The sequence below is a fragment of the Shouchella tritolerans genome, assembly GCF_025770735.1.
Taxonomy (GTDB): Bacteria; Bacillota; Bacilli; order Bacillales; family Bacillaceae_D; genus Shouchella; species Shouchella tritolerans.
The window spans coordinates 308,470-324,101 of sequence record NZ_JAODPB010000002.1 but is presented as its reverse complement, the minus strand read 5'-3'; the positions used below and the strand labels follow the sequence as shown (position 1 = coordinate 324,101).

The 15,632-nt window shown below is 44.8% G+C and carries 14 protein-coding genes and 1 riboswitch; of the genes, 10 read left to right on the top strand and 4 right to left on the bottom strand.

The genetic code is table 11. From position 1 onward, the window contains the following. Positions 1 to 201: 201 nt before the first annotated feature. The 9 genes from N6H06_RS07880 (at position 202) to thiD (ending at position 7,586) form a co-directional block, all read left to right on the top strand. Positions 202 to 2,613 carry a Na+/H+ antiporter subunit A gene (locus N6H06_RS07880; protein WP_263706011.1) on the top strand — a complete coding sequence of 804 codons (2,412 nt, stop codon included), beginning with the start codon at positions 202 to 204 and terminating at the stop codon, positions 2,611 to 2,613. Further along, positions 2,610 to 3,044: an MnhB domain-containing protein gene (locus tag N6H06_RS07875; RefSeq protein WP_212953302.1), complete on the top strand. Its 435-nt coding sequence runs from the start codon at positions 2,610 to 2,612 to the stop codon at positions 3,042 to 3,044. Before N6H06_RS07880 ends, N6H06_RS07875 begins: the two co-directional genes overlap by 4 nt. Beyond that, positions 3,044 to 3,382 (top strand): Na(+)/H(+) antiporter subunit C, encoded by a 339-nt coding sequence (locus tag N6H06_RS07870; RefSeq protein ID WP_062747390.1) that lies wholly within the window; start codon positions 3,044 to 3,046, stop codon positions 3,380 to 3,382. Before N6H06_RS07875 ends, N6H06_RS07870 begins: the two co-directional genes overlap by 1 nt. Next, positions 3,375 to 4,856: a Na+/H+ antiporter subunit D gene (locus N6H06_RS07865; protein ID WP_062747392.1), complete on the top strand. Its 1,482-nt coding sequence runs from the start codon at positions 3,375 to 3,377 to the stop codon at positions 4,854 to 4,856. Before N6H06_RS07870 ends, N6H06_RS07865 begins: the two co-directional genes overlap by 8 nt. Before the next feature lie 4 nt (positions 4,857 to 4,860). Next, the gene (locus N6H06_RS07860) at positions 4,861 to 5,349 is read left to right on the top strand and encodes a Na+/H+ antiporter subunit E (RefSeq protein ID WP_062747394.1); all 489 of its coding nucleotides are present in this window, start codon (positions 4,861 to 4,863) and stop codon (positions 5,347 to 5,349) included. Continuing rightward, the gene (locus tag N6H06_RS07855) at positions 5,342 to 5,617 is read left to right on the top strand and encodes a Na(+)/H(+) antiporter subunit F1 (RefSeq protein ID WP_062747396.1); all 276 of its coding nucleotides are present in this window, start codon (positions 5,342 to 5,344) and stop codon (positions 5,615 to 5,617) included. The genes N6H06_RS07860 and N6H06_RS07855 overlap by 8 nt, the downstream gene beginning before the upstream one ends. Then, complete coding sequence (gene mnhG, locus N6H06_RS07850) at positions 5,604 to 5,993, top strand: monovalent cation/H(+) antiporter subunit G (protein WP_062747398.1); 390 nt, start codon at positions 5,604 to 5,606, stop codon at positions 5,991 to 5,993. Before N6H06_RS07855 ends, mnhG begins: the two co-directional genes overlap by 14 nt. Positions 5,994 to 6,284: 291 nt before the next feature. Further along, positions 6,285 to 6,560 (top strand): HU family DNA-binding protein, encoded by a 276-nt coding sequence (locus tag N6H06_RS07845; protein ID WP_011246472.1) that lies wholly within the window; start codon positions 6,285 to 6,287, stop codon positions 6,558 to 6,560. Between the two features lie 17 nt (positions 6,561 to 6,577). Beyond that, positions 6,578 to 6,676: riboswitch (TPP riboswitch) on the top strand. A gap of 82 nt (positions 6,677 to 6,758) precedes the next feature. Further along, on the top strand, positions 6,759 to 7,586 hold the full coding sequence (gene thiD / locus N6H06_RS07840; RefSeq protein ID WP_062747926.1) for a bifunctional hydroxymethylpyrimidine kinase/phosphomethylpyrimidine kinase: 828 nt from the start codon (positions 6,759 to 6,761) through the stop codon (positions 7,584 to 7,586). Here the strand turns inward: thiD and N6H06_RS07835 are convergent. After that, complete coding sequence (locus N6H06_RS07835) at positions 7,576 to 7,806, bottom strand: WYL domain-containing protein (protein ID WP_062747400.1); 231 nt, start codon at positions 7,804 to 7,806, stop codon at positions 7,576 to 7,578. The two genes, thiD and N6H06_RS07835, sit on opposite strands and share 11 nt — an antisense overlap. A gap of 349 nt (positions 7,807 to 8,155) precedes the next feature. On the opposite strand from N6H06_RS07835, the gene N6H06_RS07830 reads away from it, so the two are divergent. Further along, positions 8,156 to 9,817, top strand: coding sequence for a BCCT family transporter (locus N6H06_RS07830; RefSeq protein ID WP_062747401.1), 1,662 nt, complete (start codon positions 8,156 to 8,158; stop codon positions 9,815 to 9,817). Positions 9,818 to 9,926: 109 nt separating this feature from the next. Here the strand turns inward: N6H06_RS07830 and N6H06_RS07825 are convergent, their stop codons facing one another. From N6H06_RS07825 to nirB, 3 genes are read right to left on the bottom strand one after another with little or no spacing between them, the layout of a single operon-like run. Continuing rightward, positions 9,927 to 11,132: a nitrate/nitrite transporter gene (locus tag N6H06_RS07825; protein ID WP_263706010.1), complete on the bottom strand. Its 1,206-nt coding sequence runs from the start codon at positions 11,130 to 11,132 to the stop codon at positions 9,927 to 9,929. After that, on the bottom strand, positions 11,129 to 13,288 hold the full coding sequence (nasC, locus tag N6H06_RS07820; protein ID WP_263706009.1) for an assimilatory nitrate reductase catalytic subunit NasC: 2,160 nt from the start codon (positions 13,286 to 13,288) through the stop codon (positions 11,129 to 11,131). Before nasC ends, N6H06_RS07825 begins: the two co-directional genes overlap by 4 nt. Positions 13,289 to 13,324: 36 nt before the next feature. Then, positions 13,325 to 15,628, bottom strand: a complete 2,304-nt coding sequence (gene nirB, locus N6H06_RS07815) for a nitrite reductase large subunit NirB (RefSeq protein ID WP_263706008.1) — start codon at positions 15,626 to 15,628, stop codon at positions 13,325 to 13,327. Positions 15,629 to 15,632: the final 4 nt, after the last annotated feature.

The window sequence follows — 15,632 nt, the reverse complement described above, 5'->3', positions numbered from 1 at the left end:
CCGCCTTCTTTTTTACATATAGCGTCGTCTGATCAAGGGGCAGTTTATACATTCAAAAAAAATTTTAGGCGCTCCCCACGCCTTTTATCCTATTTAATAGATATGTCCAACATCGTAAATCCTTGACGCTCTAAGGATGCACGGCTTTTTTTTTTGCGTTATAATGGCTGAGATCCATTTTTACTTCAAAGGAGGCAAGGCATGTCCAGTTTGCATATCGCCATCCTCATTCCATTTATGATGGCTATTCTTATACCACTAATTTACCCGTATACAAAAAAAATCCACACTGGTTGGTTTGTTTTATGTGTTCCAACTGCGCTTTTCCTGTACTTTTTAACGTTTTTACCGACGACGATGGAGGGGGGTTACGAATATGTATCCCTTTCCTGGGTTCCCTCACTCGGCATTAACGTTGATTTGTATGTTGACGGTCTTAGCTTACTATTTGCCTTGTTAATTACAGGAATTGGCGCATTGGTCGTGTTGTACTCTATTTACTACTTGGACAAAATGTCAGAACGCCTACACCATTTTTACGTTTACTTGCTAATGTTTATGGGAGCCATGGTTGGCGTCGTACTATCCGATAATTTGATTGTTTTGTATATCTTTTGGGAGCTAACCAGCCTTGCTTCAGCACTGCTTATCAGCTATTGGTTCCATCGGAAAGCTTCTGTATATGGTGCACAAAAATCAATGCTGATCACGGTGTTCGGTGGCTTTGCGATGCTAGCTGGCTTCTGTATCCTCTACGGGATGACAGGGACTTTCAGTGTCCGCGATATTATCGCGCAGACAGAAGGCTTGGCCGGTAGCACACTATTTTTAGCGGCAATGATTTTAGTGCTCCTAGGGGCTTTTACAAAATCAGCTCAATTCCCGTTCCATATTTGGTTGCCTGATGCAATGGAAGCGCCTACTCCAGTTTCAGCCTATTTGCATTCAGCAACAATGGTTAAAGCAGGCATTTATTTAGTAGCCCGCTTAACACCCGTGTTCGGCGGCGAAGCTGTATGGTTCTGGACGCTGGTTATTGCCGGCCTTGTTACGCTTACGTATGGATCGATTACAGCTGTACGCCAAAAAGATTTAAAAGGAATCTTGGCTTACTCAACCATCAGCCAACTAGGGCTGATCATGAGCTTACTCGGAGTCGGTTCTGCTGCTCTTTATGTAGAATCAGGCGAAGGGGCCCTCTTTTATTCACTTGCTATTACAACTGCCGTCTTCCATTTGTTAAACCACGCGACTTTCAAAGGCAGTTTGTTTATGGCAGTCGGCATTATTGACCATGAAACCGGCACTAGGGATATCCGCAAATTAGGCGGATTAATGACGATCATGCCAATCACTTTTGCTATTTCGGCCATAGGACTGGCTTCCATGGCTGGATTGCCGCCATTTAACGGCTTTCTTTCAAAAGAAATGTTTTTTACGAGCTTGCTGCGAGCAGCAGAAGGTGATTTCTTTTCATTAGAAACGGTAGGCTTTTTGCTTCCGGTCATTGCTTGGGTTGCTAGTGTGTTTACGTTTCTGTACTGTGCGATCACATTCTTCAAGACGTTCTTCGGAAAATTCGAGCAAAGCCATTACAAAAAGCCCGTTCATGAAGCTCCTTTCGGAATGCTGATTAGCCCAGTGATTCTAGTAGCTTTAGTTGTTACGCTCGGTATATTTCCAAACGTCGTCGCACAATCGCTTGTTGCCCCCGCTGTCACCAGCATACTCCCTCGTTTTTCTGCGGACGAGCTTGACATCAAGTTTTCGCTATGGCACGGGATCAATACGGAATTGCTAATGACATTGGCTATCATTTTATGCGGAAGCGTCCTCTTAATCACGATGAAAAAATGGTCGCAGTTTAATATCTATAAACGTGAAAGAGACCCACTCAATTGGTTTTACGATCAAGGCTTAGATGGTCTTATTCACTTTTCGCAAACAGTCACAAGAGCACAAATGACAGGGTTGCTAAGGGATTATTTTGTTTATATGTGTGCGTTTATCCTTTTGCTCCTCGGTTGGACATTTTGGTATGCCGATGCATGGTCTTTTAACATAAGTGCCGTAGCGACGACTCCGTTTTTTGTCTATATCGTAACAGCAGTGTTTATAGTGACCACTTTGTGCCTGCCGTTTATTCAAAAACGGATGACGTTGATTATCTTTGCAGGAATCATCGGCTATATTATGGCACTCTATTTTGCAATGTTTCGCGCACCGGACTTGGCGCTTACACAGCTTTTAATTGAAACGGTAACGGTTGTGCTATTAATGCTAGCATTCAGGCACTTGCCAGAAATGGCGCCTGAAAAGGCCGCTCCTTCAAAAAAACTGAGCAATATTGTGATCTCAGCTGCTGTAGGAATCACCATTACCGTTGTCGGTATTAGCGCTTATTCGCTTGGCACCGATGCAAATTTTTCGTCGATCTCCGACTATTACATCGAAAACGTTTATAAACTTGGAGGCGGAACCAATATGGTAAACGTCATCCTCGTCGATTTCCGGGGACTTGATACAATGCTTGAAGTCCTTGTGCTTGGCATTGTCTCACTTGCCGTCATCATGTTAATCAAACACCGCTTTAAAGGAGGGGAAGATGTGTGAAGTATTCCAAATCCCATGACGTGCTTCAGCAAACGCTAATTACTGTAGCCGCCTATTTTATTCTCGCCTTTTCCTTTTACTTGTTTTTTGCCGGACATAACGATCCAGGTGGAGGATTCATTGGCGGATTAATGGCCGCCTGTGCCTTTATCCTTATTTATGTCGTTTTTGACCGTAAAAAAGCCCAGGAAGCAATCAAGATTTCATTTGTGCCATTTATTGCGATTGGCTTGTTGCTGACAATTGCCGTAGGTTTTATTGGCATCCTTTTTGGACGGGCTTATTTGGAACAATTTTTTGATTACTTCCATTTCCCTTTTTTTGGTAAAGTCGAATTAACAACAGCGTTGCCTTTCGACTTAGGGATCTTTTTTGTTGTCGTAGCCATGGCGATGGTTGTAACCTTAACAATTGCGGAGGATAAAGGCTAATGGAAATTTTAATGTTTATCGTCATCGGCGTTCTTTTTTCGATCGGCACTTACCTTTTATTAGCACGCAGCTTGCTTCGTGTCATCGTATCGTTAATGATTCTTTCCCACGGCGCCCATTTGCTGCTTTTGACGATGGCTGGTCTCAATGCTGAAGCTCCACCGCTTGAGCATATGGCAGACGGTGGCTACACAGACCCACTGCCCCAAGCGCTTATTTTGACAGCAATTGTTATTAGCTTTGGAATCACTGCCTTTTTGGTTGTGCTTGGCTACCGGACGTACAAAGTGCATAACACCGACGACTTAGAGAAATTAAGGGGTTCTGCCGATGAATAATATGCTTATCATTCCTGTAATCTTACCATTTGCTGTAGGAGCAACATTGATTTTGTTCGCCAAATATCGCAGAACGCAACGCTTCATTAGCTTGTTCGCCTCCATTGCGATATTGGCAAGCGCACTGTTTCTCGCATACGACGCTTATGCTAACGGCATTACGACACTCGAGTTCGGAAATTGGAATGCCCCATTCGGCATTGTCTTCGTAGCTGATTTGTTTTCCACATTTATGGTACTACTCTCAGCTATTATTGGGCTCGTCTGTTTGCTTTTTGCCTTTTGGACCATCCATCCTGAACGGGAAAAATTTTATTTCTATCCCTTTTACTTCTTTCTATTGACTGGAGTAAACGGCGCTTTTCTTACAGGGGATTTATTTAACTTGTTTGTTTTCTTTGAAGTGATGCTGTTGTCATCGTATGCATTAATCGTTATTGGAGGAACAGGCTACCAATTGCGAGAATCATTCAAGTATGCAACGATTAACGTATTTGCTTCGATTCTCTTTTTAGTAGGCGTTGCCTATCTCTACGGGATTACGGGCACGTTAAATATGGCCCACTTAGCGATTCGGATCGGGGAAATGGAGCAAACAGGGGCTTTGCAAGTGGTAGCGATGATTTTCTTTCTCGTGTTTGCGATGAAAGGGGCGTTATTTCCCCTTTACTTCTGGCTCCCCCGCTCTTACTATGGACCACCAGCGGCGGTTGCCGCCCTGTTTGGTGGGTTGTTGACGAAGGTTGGCATTTACGCGATCATCCGTACATTTACGCTCATTTTTACAAATGACCCAGGATTTACCCATACGTTTATTCTATGGATTGCGGGATTCACGATGTTTTTTGGCGTTCTTGGAGCCGTATCGCAATTTGATTTCAAACGGATTCTATCCTACCATATCATTAGCCAGGTTGGTTATATGGTAATGGGCCTTGGGCTATATACACGGGCGGCTATTGCTGGGGCAGTCTTTTACATTGCCCACCACATTATTGTAAAAACAGCTCTTTTTCTGTTTGCTGGTGCAACGGAAAAAGTGACAGGCACAACCGATCTTAAAAAAATGGGCGGTTTGCTGAAAACCCACCCTTGGCTTGCGTGGCTATTTTTAATCAGCGCATTATCACTTGCTGGGATTCCTCCGCTAAGCGGCTTTTTCAGTAAATTTCCGCTCATCTTGGAAAGCTTAGTAGTCGAAAGTTATGGCATCGCATTCGTCGCGTTGCTCGTCGGCTTACTGACGTTGTTTTCAATGATCAAGATTTTTGTATATGCATTCTGGGGAAAGCAAGCACATACGGACGAACAGGCGTCTTTTTCCGTAACAAAATTCTTGCTGCCGATCGTTCCCCTTGTGATGTTAACGATTGCCTTAGGCATCGCTGCTGAACCTGTATTCACCTATTCGCTTGCTGTAGCTGACCAGCTACTCAATCCGGAAATTTATATTCAATCTGTTTTGGGAGAGTGAGAAAATGGCATTTCAGATAATCATAAATACGTTAATTGCGTTTTTGTGGATGCTCTTTCAAAACAGCTTTAGCGCCCAGTCTTTCGTCTTTGGTTATATCATAGGAATGCTTGTCGTTCTTTGCTTGATCCGTTTTAAAGGCCGCTATTTTTATATGCTTCGGGTTTGGTCCTTTTTAAAGCTGATGGTTGTGTTTGCCAAAGAATTGACGATTGCAAACCTCGATGTTGCTAAAATTGTCATCAGCCCTAAAATGAAAATTGCCCCGGGGATCATTGCCGTGCCAACTGAACTAGAGACAAGAGCGGAAAAAACCTTGTTTGCCGTCATGATGACATTGACACCAGGGACGATGTCGATCGAGTTTTCAGAAGACGGCCGCTACATTTTTGTCCATGCCTTACATGCCGAAGACAAAGACAGTATGGTTAAACAAGCCAAAAATACATTTGAGGCAGGCATTTTGGAGGTGACTCGTCGCTATCATGTTTAATCTGTTGCTCTCTATTGCTTTAGTGATATTAAGCCTTGCGGCGCTCCTTTGTTTTGTCCGTGCCCTTCTTGGACCGACGAATCATGACCGGATCGTGGCGCTTGATACCGTTGGCATCTTATTAATTGGCTTTGTCGGCATTTTAATGATCCTTCAAGACACGCGCGCCTATACCGAGGTTCTTCTCGTCGTAGGCATCCTCGCTTTTGTTGGCTCTGCCGCCATGGCGAAATTCCTTGAGAGGGGGAATTTGTTTGACGACGATTGAATGGCTAATCGCGGTTTTGGCTTTACTAGGGTCCATTTTTGGCTTCCTTTCCGCTGTAGGCATTGTCCGATTGCCTGATGTGTACTCCCGGCTCCATGCAACCGGAAAAAATTCGACATTTGGCGTTATGATGATCATGGCCGCAGTGTTTCTCTACTTTTTTGTATTAAAAGGCGAGTTTATTGGTAAGTTGTTGTTAACCATTCTATTTGTATTTATTACGGTGCCGATTGCAGCATTAATGATTTCTCGATCCGCTTACCGTACCGGCGTTCCGATGGATGCTTCCAGTGTCTGCGACGAAATGAAGCCTTTTTATGACAAAGAAAAGAAAACCTATAAGAACAACAGTAAAAAAACAACGAATCCACAATAGGTGTCATGAAAAAACGCTACAAAAATGTTAACTACGGAAAAATACCCCCTAAAAAAAGGACATGTTTGATTACAAGTACAGTGCCGATTTTAGGGAAAAACGTTACAAAGTCATTAAAAATCAGGTGTTCAGCCTTATTTTGGCCTTTAAGTCTTGACACAACAAGGATTCATGAGTAAATTAAGGGCAGGCATTGTCGCTATAAGCCGCACACAGCGAATATAGCAATATGTTGGTCTGTAAGAAGAAAAGAATGAAACAACTTTACGATAAGAAAAGGAGTTTTTTAAGATGAACAAAACAGATTTAATCAATGCAGTATCAGAACAAGCAGAAATCTCTAAAAAAGACGCTTCTAAAGCGGTTGACGCTGTTTTTAATGGCATTACGGAATCACTCGTAAAAGGAGCAAAAGTACAACTAGTTGGTTTTGGCAGCTTTGAAGTTCGCGAGCGTTCTGCCCGCAAAGGCCGCAACCCGCAAACTGGCGAAGAAATTGAAATCCCAGCTACAAAAAATCCTGCATTCAAACCAGGTAAACAGCTAAAAGACGCTGTTAACGAGTAAAACAATAGTAAACAAATAGATTCCACTAGGGGTGCTTCGTGCTGAGAAAAGGTTCGCCTTTAACTCTTCAACCTGATCTAGTTCATACTAGCGTAGGGAAGTGGAAACGTAAAAAATACATTTGTTTTTTACATTACAACAGTCGCCTCCACAAGAACAGGCGGCTGTTTTTTATTTTAGACAGAAAGGATGATGGTGTTGTCAACGATTTATCGCGCCTTAACGATCGCCGGAACCGATCCTACAGGAGGAGCTGGCATCCAAGCCGATCTCAAGACTTTTCAAGAATTAGAAGTGTATGGAATGAGTGTGATTACCTCTTTAGTGGCGCAAAATACGACAGGTGTACGGGCCATCCACCACGTGCCTCTTGAATTTATCGACCAACAATTCCAAGCGGTTGTCGATGATATTTATCCAAGCGCTATTAAAACCGGCATGATCGCGCTCCCAGAAATGATGGAACTTCTACAACAACAGCTAAATTCCCACAAAAACGTCCCTTATGTTTGCGACCCAGTGATGATGGCCAAAAACGGCGACCCATTGCTAGAAAAGCATGTACGCGCTAAGCTTCGAGAGTCACTTGTGCCTTTAGCAACGATTGTGACGCCTAATATTGCAGAAGCTGAAGATTTAATTGACATGAAAATTGATGATGTTGACGATATGGAAAAAGCAGCCATACGGATTGTCAAAGAATTAGGGGCACAAAGCGTTGTTGTGAAAGGGGGAAGTTTAACAGGCGATGCGGTTGATGTGTTTTACAGTAAAGAGACCGGATTGTTTAAACTTGATGCGCCCCGTACGGATACAAAACATACACATGGGACAGGCTGTACCTTCTCAGCAGCTATTTGTGCACAATTGGCTAAAGGCATAGGGCTATTGAGTGCAGTCCAAAAAGCAAAAGTTTTTACAGCAGATGCCATCACATGGTCTTTGCAGATCGGGAATGGTTATGGCCCGACCAACCATTGGGGTCATCGACTCAATGGGCTACCAGGTAAAAACGCTAGCCAATAAGGGAACGATTCCCACGTTTATTTGTCGCCCAGGCGCATGACAGGATATGGTCGAGTGCGAATGCTCTGTACGCATTTTTTAAATGGCAATAACAAAAAGCATGCGTCTCGGTAACAGTGTATACCGTAACTTCCCTTTGCGTTAACTTTTTATTTTTTGCTTCATAGATGAGTTCTACCCGTCCATGCTCAGTAGCAGCCCTGTTTAATAACCGGATCATATCGGTCACACTCCTTTTAGTTTCATTATAATGAGCGAACGAATGTTCGTCAATAGAAATAAGAATATTTGTTCGCTAAAGTTCTCCCGCATCTTTAATGAAAAGAATGCGGGCTTTCTGTTTTAAAATCTTTTATTGTGCTTAAATCCTCCTTGTTTCCCATTCCTTCTTCCTAACATCAACGTATTTATTTTCATGGCTTTTTGTTCTAGTTCATAGACGCATACATGGGAGTTAAGTATAATGGGAAAAGTATTTGGAAATGACCTCCCAGGTTATAAACGCGAATAAATGGGTATGTAAAAGTTTATTCCGTCATCACAGTTGATTTCAAACAAGGAGCGCACTAATGAATTCAAATGACACACGAACGAAGATTGACCCCGTATTTTACTGGGTGCTTGGCATCCTCCTAATCTTTATTGCTTTTGGCATCTTTGCTCCGGCGCGTCTTGAAGCCATTACGGCCGCTGCCCAAGCCTTTATTGCCGATCGGTTTGGCTGGTATTACTTAATTGTCGTCACCTTCTTTTTGCTCGTTTGCCTCTTTTTCGTCTTTAGCCCTTATGGAAAGATACGCTTAGGCAAGGAGGAAGACCGACCTGAATACAGTTACCTAACGTGGTTTGCTTTTTTATTTAGCGCCGGGCTTGGCGTCGGACTTCTGTTTTTCGGGGCAGCAGAACCAATTGCTCATTATGCAGTGAGCTCACCGACTGTAGAAGAAAGAACGGGAGCAGCAGCGCTAGAGTCAATGAAGTACGTATTTCTACATTGGGGCTTTCATGGTTGGGCCATTTATGCGCTTGTGGCGATTTGTTTGGCTTACTTTAATTTCCGCAAAGAACAACCTGGCCTGATTAGCGCGACGCTGTCGCCACTAATCAATCCAAATGGCTTCGTCGGCAAAACGATCGATGTGATCGCTATTATTGCCACATTGTCGGGAATTGCAACGACGCTCGGATTTGGGGCAGCACAAATGAACGGCGGCATCTCCTTCCTGACAAACCTAGAAAACAGCTTTATGCTCCAGCTAGTGATTATTGTGGTTATTACTGTGCTTTTCCTCATTTCGTCATCTACTGGACTTGACAAAGGAATTCGTATTTTAAGCACTGTCAATATGACACTTGTTGTGCTTATGCTGCTGTTTTTCGCGATATTTGGCGCAACTATGTACTCGTTAAATCTATTCACAAATACACTTGGTCAGTACATACAGTCCATGCCTGAACTGAGTTTTACCATCGCTCCAAACAGCGCAGAACACCGTGCTTGGATTAATGCGTGGACCTTGTTTTATTGGGCCTGGTGGATGGCATGGTCTCCTTACGTTGGCACATTTATCGCCCGCGTATCAAGAGGCCGAACACTGCGAGAGTTTGTCATAGGTGTACTGCTTGTTCCTTCGCTACTAGGCTTTGTTTGGTTTTCTTTCCTAGGGGGGACATCGATTGCTGTCGAGTCTTCGGGCGCTGCCACGATCTCAACATTGGCTAATGAAGAGATGCTGTTCGGCGTGTTAAGCACAATGCCTTTTAGCACCATTACTTCCTATATAACGATCTTTTTAATCGCTGTATTTTTTATTACATCAGCTGATTCAGCAACATTTGTGCTAGGAAGCCAGTCTACAAGAGGATCATTAAATCCACCTAACAAAATTAAAATAACGTGGGGACTGTTAATGTCAGCGACTGCCGCTGTCCTCCTCTATAGCGGTGGCCTGCAAGCTTTGCAAAACACGATGATCGTCGTGGCGTTTCCTTTTTCCATTATCATCGTGCTTATGGTGATTTCTCTTTTAAAAGCACTGCGCCAAGAAGGGCTAAAAGAACAGGTCAAAGAGCGGCGGCTACGGCGTGAATTGGTCGAGCTTCGCAACTTTAAAAACAAGCATGAACGCGAAGAGAAAAAACGCTTAAAACAGGAACAAAAAAAACAGCACAAACGTGCCGCCTCAAAAAGCAATCACCAAAAAACAAAACCACCAAAAAAGAACGACTAAAAAGCTTGATACAGGCGATAACCTTTTTCACCACATATGCTAGGGCCAGCGTTCGCTGGCCCCATTTTCATCTTGCGTATGCCTCTTGCTTCTTTCCGTAGGACCGCTCTTAGATGGACGTCGTCTGCTTTGTCTCCGTCCACGCCTTCTTCCACGAGTGCTGAGCAAACAGCAACAGCCCAAGGGCGAAACAGGCTGAAAGGGCGAATAAAAGAAATCCGCTAGCATACGTTCCTGTTATATCCTTAAACAAGCCAAGAATATTTGGCAAGAAAAAGCCGCCAACACCTCCGGCAGCCCCGACAATGCCAGTCACCATGCCGATTTCTTTGCGGAAACGCTGAGGGACAAGTTGAAACACAGCGCCGTTGCCCATGCCGAGACAGCCCATCCCTACAAATAACGCAGTGAGAGCAAAAGCAATAGGCGGGAGAAAACTAACGGCCAACATGCAAAGGGCTACGCCAACAAAAAGTACAGTGAGCAAGCGAGCGCCGCCAATTTTGTCAGCAATCAAACCGCCAACTGGACGTAATAAACTGCCCGCCGCAACGACAAGTGTGACAAACTCCCCTGCCCTTACCCCTGAAACAGCGTACTGGTTAACAAAGAAATAGCTTAAAAAGCTTGACAACCCTACAAATCCACCAAATGTAACACTGTAAAGCAAGCAAAAGTACCATGTATCCCGCTCTTGGAATACACGGAAATACACTTTTAACGGCTTCGGCGCTGGCTGGTTTGGTGGCTCCTTCGCCATAAGGATGTAAGAGATGAGCACAAGGGAAAGAGGGATAAGTGCTAGTCCCATCACGCCATTCCAACCGACCACTTCCGCTAGCCTTGGCCCGAACAATGTCGCAAATAAGGTGCCGCTATTTCCAGCTCCTGCTATTCCCATTGCCACCCCTTGTAAATGGGGTGGGTACCACCGGCTAGCCATTGGTAGTGAAGCTGAAAAACTAGCCCCTGCAACGCCAAGCAGCAGCCCGATCGCGACCAATTCTGACACGCTCGTGCCGAATAACCAGCCCCACAACAGCGGCACCATCGTTACAACCATCCCTGCTATGCTCGTCTTTTTTGGCCCATAGCGATCTGTCAGAATGCCAACAAGGATACGAAAAACAGAGCCTGCTAAAATTGGAATCCCAACAATGAACCCAATTTGTGAAGCGGTCAAGCCAAAATCAGCAGTAATATATGCTCCAAGCGCACCAAGCAATACCCAAATCATAAAGCTTACATCGAAGTATAAAAAAGCGGAAAACAACGAAGGCGCATGCCCGCTTTTACGCAACTCAGAAAGTTTCATGTTCCTAACACTCCTTCCATTTGCTCGTGAATAACTAATGGTTCGGCCCTTACTGAACTAACTTTAAAAGCTGGCATGCGGCAATCAGGATCTAAATTGCCTGTAATTATACGATTGACGTTTTGCTTGCCACTCCAGTGAAAGGGGACAAAAATAGTGTCCTCACGAATCGTTTCTGTAAAATGACAACGGACGATCATACTGCCTTGTTTAGTAGTCAGCTTGATAAGTGCTTGATCAGCGATTCCATGCTTTTTAGCAGTGCCTGGATGTATTTCTGCAAAAGATTCAAAGCTTCGCGCCATAAGGGAGGCGCTATTTCTTGTCTGTACGCCAGTCAAATAGTGAGCAAGGACTCTGCCTGTCGTTAAATAAAGAGGATAATCTCGACTTGGTTCTTCTTTTGGCACAGGCGCCTCATTCGGAACAACGGTCATAAGCGCTTTTTTGTTTGGACGATAAAAACAATCCGCAAATAACATTGGCGTCCCTGGATGTTCCAGGCTAGGGCATGGCCAAAAAATCCCCTTTTCTTTCCTAAGCCGCTCATACGTGATTCCATAGTAGTCAGCGATTCCGCCTTTGCTGGCCATTCTTAATTCAGTAAAGATGTCTTCCGCACAGGAATAGGAAAAATCATTTCCTTTGCCAAGAGCAGCAGCAATGTTACAGATAATTTGCCAATCATGTCGGGCTTCTCCATAAGGGGCCATGCTAGCTTCGCGCAACGTCACTCTGCCTTCTACATTTGTCATCGTTCCTTCATCTTCTAAATAAGATGTTGATGGCAAGATCAAGTCAGCAAGCTGAGCTGTTTCAGAGACAAACAAATCGACAGCGACAAGAAATTTCAGCTTTTTTAAAGTGTTTTTGACAAAATCGGCTTGTGGATGGGATACTACCGGATTGGAGCACATTAAAAGCATTCCGGTAATTTCCCCCTTGTCTGCTTTTTCCATCATTTCAAAAGCAGAGACACCCTTCCTTGGCAACTGTTCAGGCAAAATCCCCCAAATAGCGGCAATATGAGCGCGATGTGCTTCATTTTCGATTGAACGGTATCCTGGAAGCTGATCGGCTTTTTGACCATGTTCCCTTGCCCCTTGGCCGTTACTTTGTCCAGTAACCGCCGCAAATCCACAGGCATGTTTGCCTAACTTCCCTGTAACCATTAGAACATTCAGGAAATTGCGGACAGCCATTGATCCGTTTGTTTGCTGCTCAACGCCTCTTGCCGTAAAAATCATCCCTGTTCTTGCCTTAGCAAATGTTTCAGCCGCCTTGATGATCACATCGCCACAGACGCCTGTTTGCTCGGCTATGTTTTCAAGTTTAAGCTTGTCAATATGGGCTTTGACTTCCTCAAACCCTTCAACCCGTTTTTGGATGAAAGCGGCATTTTCGTAGCCACCTTCCAAGATACATTTCAACAACCCATTTGCTAAAGCCGCGTCTGTACCTGGTTTTAGCTTTATGTGCAAATCGGCCAGCTGCGCAGTTGCCGTTTCCCTTGGATCAACAACAATCAGAAAAGCGCCGTTCTTTTTCGCTTCTTCAATGTAAGGCATCAGCGTTGGTTGGCATTCAGCTAAATTAGTTCCTACCAACATCACACATTCCGCAAACAGAACGTCTTCAAGCGAATTGGTTAAACCTCGATCTATTCCAAATGCAGATGTAGCAGCTGAAGCAGCAGCCGACATACAAAGCCGTCCGTTATAGTCAATATGCCTTGATTTCAAGGCTACACGGGCAAATTTCCCAAGCAAATATGCTTCTTCATTTGTAATTGAGGCGCTTCCATATACGGCCATTGCATCATGCCCATCTTTTTGTTGAATCGCCTGAACGTTTTCGGCGATTTGTTTCAGTGCATCATCCCAACTAATGGGCAGCCATGTTCCATTTACTTTGGCCAGCGGTTGTGTAAGCCGATTGGCATGAAATGCGTGTTGGTGAGCATTCAGCCCTTTTACACATAAACGGCCTTTAGATGTAGGGTTCTCTATGCCAACAACGTCGTATGATGTTTTATGTTCGTACTTGCGTTCAATCAATTGCATCTTGCATTGTACACTACAAAAAGGGCATTGGCTGTTATAGACGATTTCACGATCAGGCGCTTGTCTTTTTTCCTGCAAATGGGCAGACTGCATTCGAGTATGATCCCTCCACTCCAAATTTTTATCTCTTTAAACGACTGGAATTCGTTCTGTCAGCTTACGGTTAAGTGCCGTTGTTTCCGCTAGCTGTCTATTCAATTTTGCCTGGCAAGCAGTGTCAAACACGACTTCACGAACATGGACGGCGCCTTTACGTATAAGCCAAGCAGCGATATTTTCACTGTACTGCGCTGATTGTCTAAAGTATTGCAGCAACGCACAAGTAAGTTGAAAGGCTGCTTCAACAGAATGGTTCGTACAAATGAATTCAGAACCAATAGCGACTTCCCAGTTTAATGGCGACCGGGAGAGACGAATAGCAGCCAGCTCGTGACGACGACCAGCTAACGTAAAGCATACTTCTGTTTCTGCAGGAAAAGGCACACAGTCAAATAAATCGAGCAGCCTTTCAGCCAAGTGCCTCCCTTCCGGCCAGCTATAGTGGCTTTCGTCAATAGCAACCCGCAAACGCTTGCCTGCCAAAACAACAGGCGGCATGCCTAGCTGTTCAAAGACGTCTGGCAGTTGCTTTTCTGTCAACCCTCTCAGCTGCACTTGGTTGCGTGCTGAAAAATGGATTCTCGGCAATTGCAGTTCCTTAGCCGTTAGGGCAAATTGTTTTAATTGGTCAGAGCTCAAGCTGCCAGCAATGTGAGGGGGTGCAATTGTATAACTGCCATCGTTTTCTTGTTTTCCATTCAGTACCTTTGGTGCTACCTTAGGGAAGAACATGCCTGCATAATAGGCAGACGCCTCTCGGCAGATTCGGCACCCACTTTTGTTTTTCCAGCCTAGCTTTTGGCTCATTTCAGAAAACGCAACGAGCTGCTTCTCGACGATTGATTGGGCGACTTGTTGTTCGGTCAGTGACGTGCACGGGCATAACGGTGTTCTTTCAGCTATATCGACAGTGGTTTGCAACTGTCCACCCATAAAGCTTTCTAGCATAGCGGCAACTCTCGCCTCGCATCCACCGCATGAACTTGCCGCTTTTGTTTCTGCTTTTATCTTTCCGACTGTGTGCTGTCCAGCTGCCATTGCCTTCATAATGTCGCCCTTTGATACAGCATTACAATGGCAAATGAGATGAGAAGCTGGCTGAGAAGCTAGCTCTCGTTCTAATGCTGTTCCGTCTTCTGTTAACAGGTGCGTCTTTTCGTCATCTGACAATGGCGTGTTTGCCCGGATCAACTGCAACAGCTGGTCGCTTTGACGGGTATCGCCAATCAATACTGCTCCGGCAAGGCACTCCCCTTTAAAAAGGAGTTTCTTATACTGCCCAGTAATTTCGTTTAAAGTTGTCAAGACAGTATAAGAGCGAGAACCTGTCGCATCGCCTGCAGAAAAGACGTTCACACCTGATATTTTTAATTGTGCAGCTAACACAGTGCCGTTATAATACAGCCCAGGCTGCCCACAAAGCTCACGGGCCAGCACTTTTGCTTGTTCATATAAGGGCGCCACTAACCCATAGCTGATTCCGTTATGTTCAGCACATTCCCCAACGGCATACACACCTGAAACGTCCGTGCGTAGGCGGTCGTCAACGACAATTCCCCGCTTTGTTGGAATGTTGCTTTCCTTGGCAATGGCAATGTTCGGCCGGACCCCAGCTGCCATGACAACAAAATCAGCAGAAAGAGACGTCCCATCTTGAAAACCAAGACCTGTTACTCGCTCTTCGCCGATCATTTCCGCAGTTTGTTTTTTTAACAAAAAGCGAATCCCTTTGCTCTCGAGTTTCTGTTTCAACAGCCTGGCGGCAGTTTCGTCGAGCTGCCGCTCCATAATTCGGCCAGAAAGATGAATAACGCTAACGTCAATGCCTAAATGAGACAATCCTTGGGCGGCTTCAAGACCAAGCAAACCACCACCAATGACAGCCACTTTTTGGCAACGAGTAGCCCATTCAGCTAACTGTTCACAGTCACGGACTGTTCGAAAAACAAATACGCCTTCTTTCTCCACCCCTGGCACTGGTAGGACAAAAGGCTCCGAGCCAGTAGCGATCACTAGCTTATCGTAAGCCCATTCCCCTTTGTCCGTATACACTTTCTGGGCCACAGTGTCAATTCTGGTCGCTTTCTCCCCTAATCGCAGCTCAATGCCATGGTCAACATACCATTGGGACGGATGGATGCCGATGCTTTGAAGCGTCTGTTTCCCTTGCAAAACGGAGGAAAGCAAGATGCGGTTGTAGCTCGGGCGATCTTCCTCAGATAGAATCGTAATCGCAAACTGGTACGGAGCTAGTTTTAACACTTCCTCAACAACGCGGACGCCTGCCATGCCATTGCCAATAAAGACAAGGCGCTGTCTTGACTCCCGGCCCATCCAA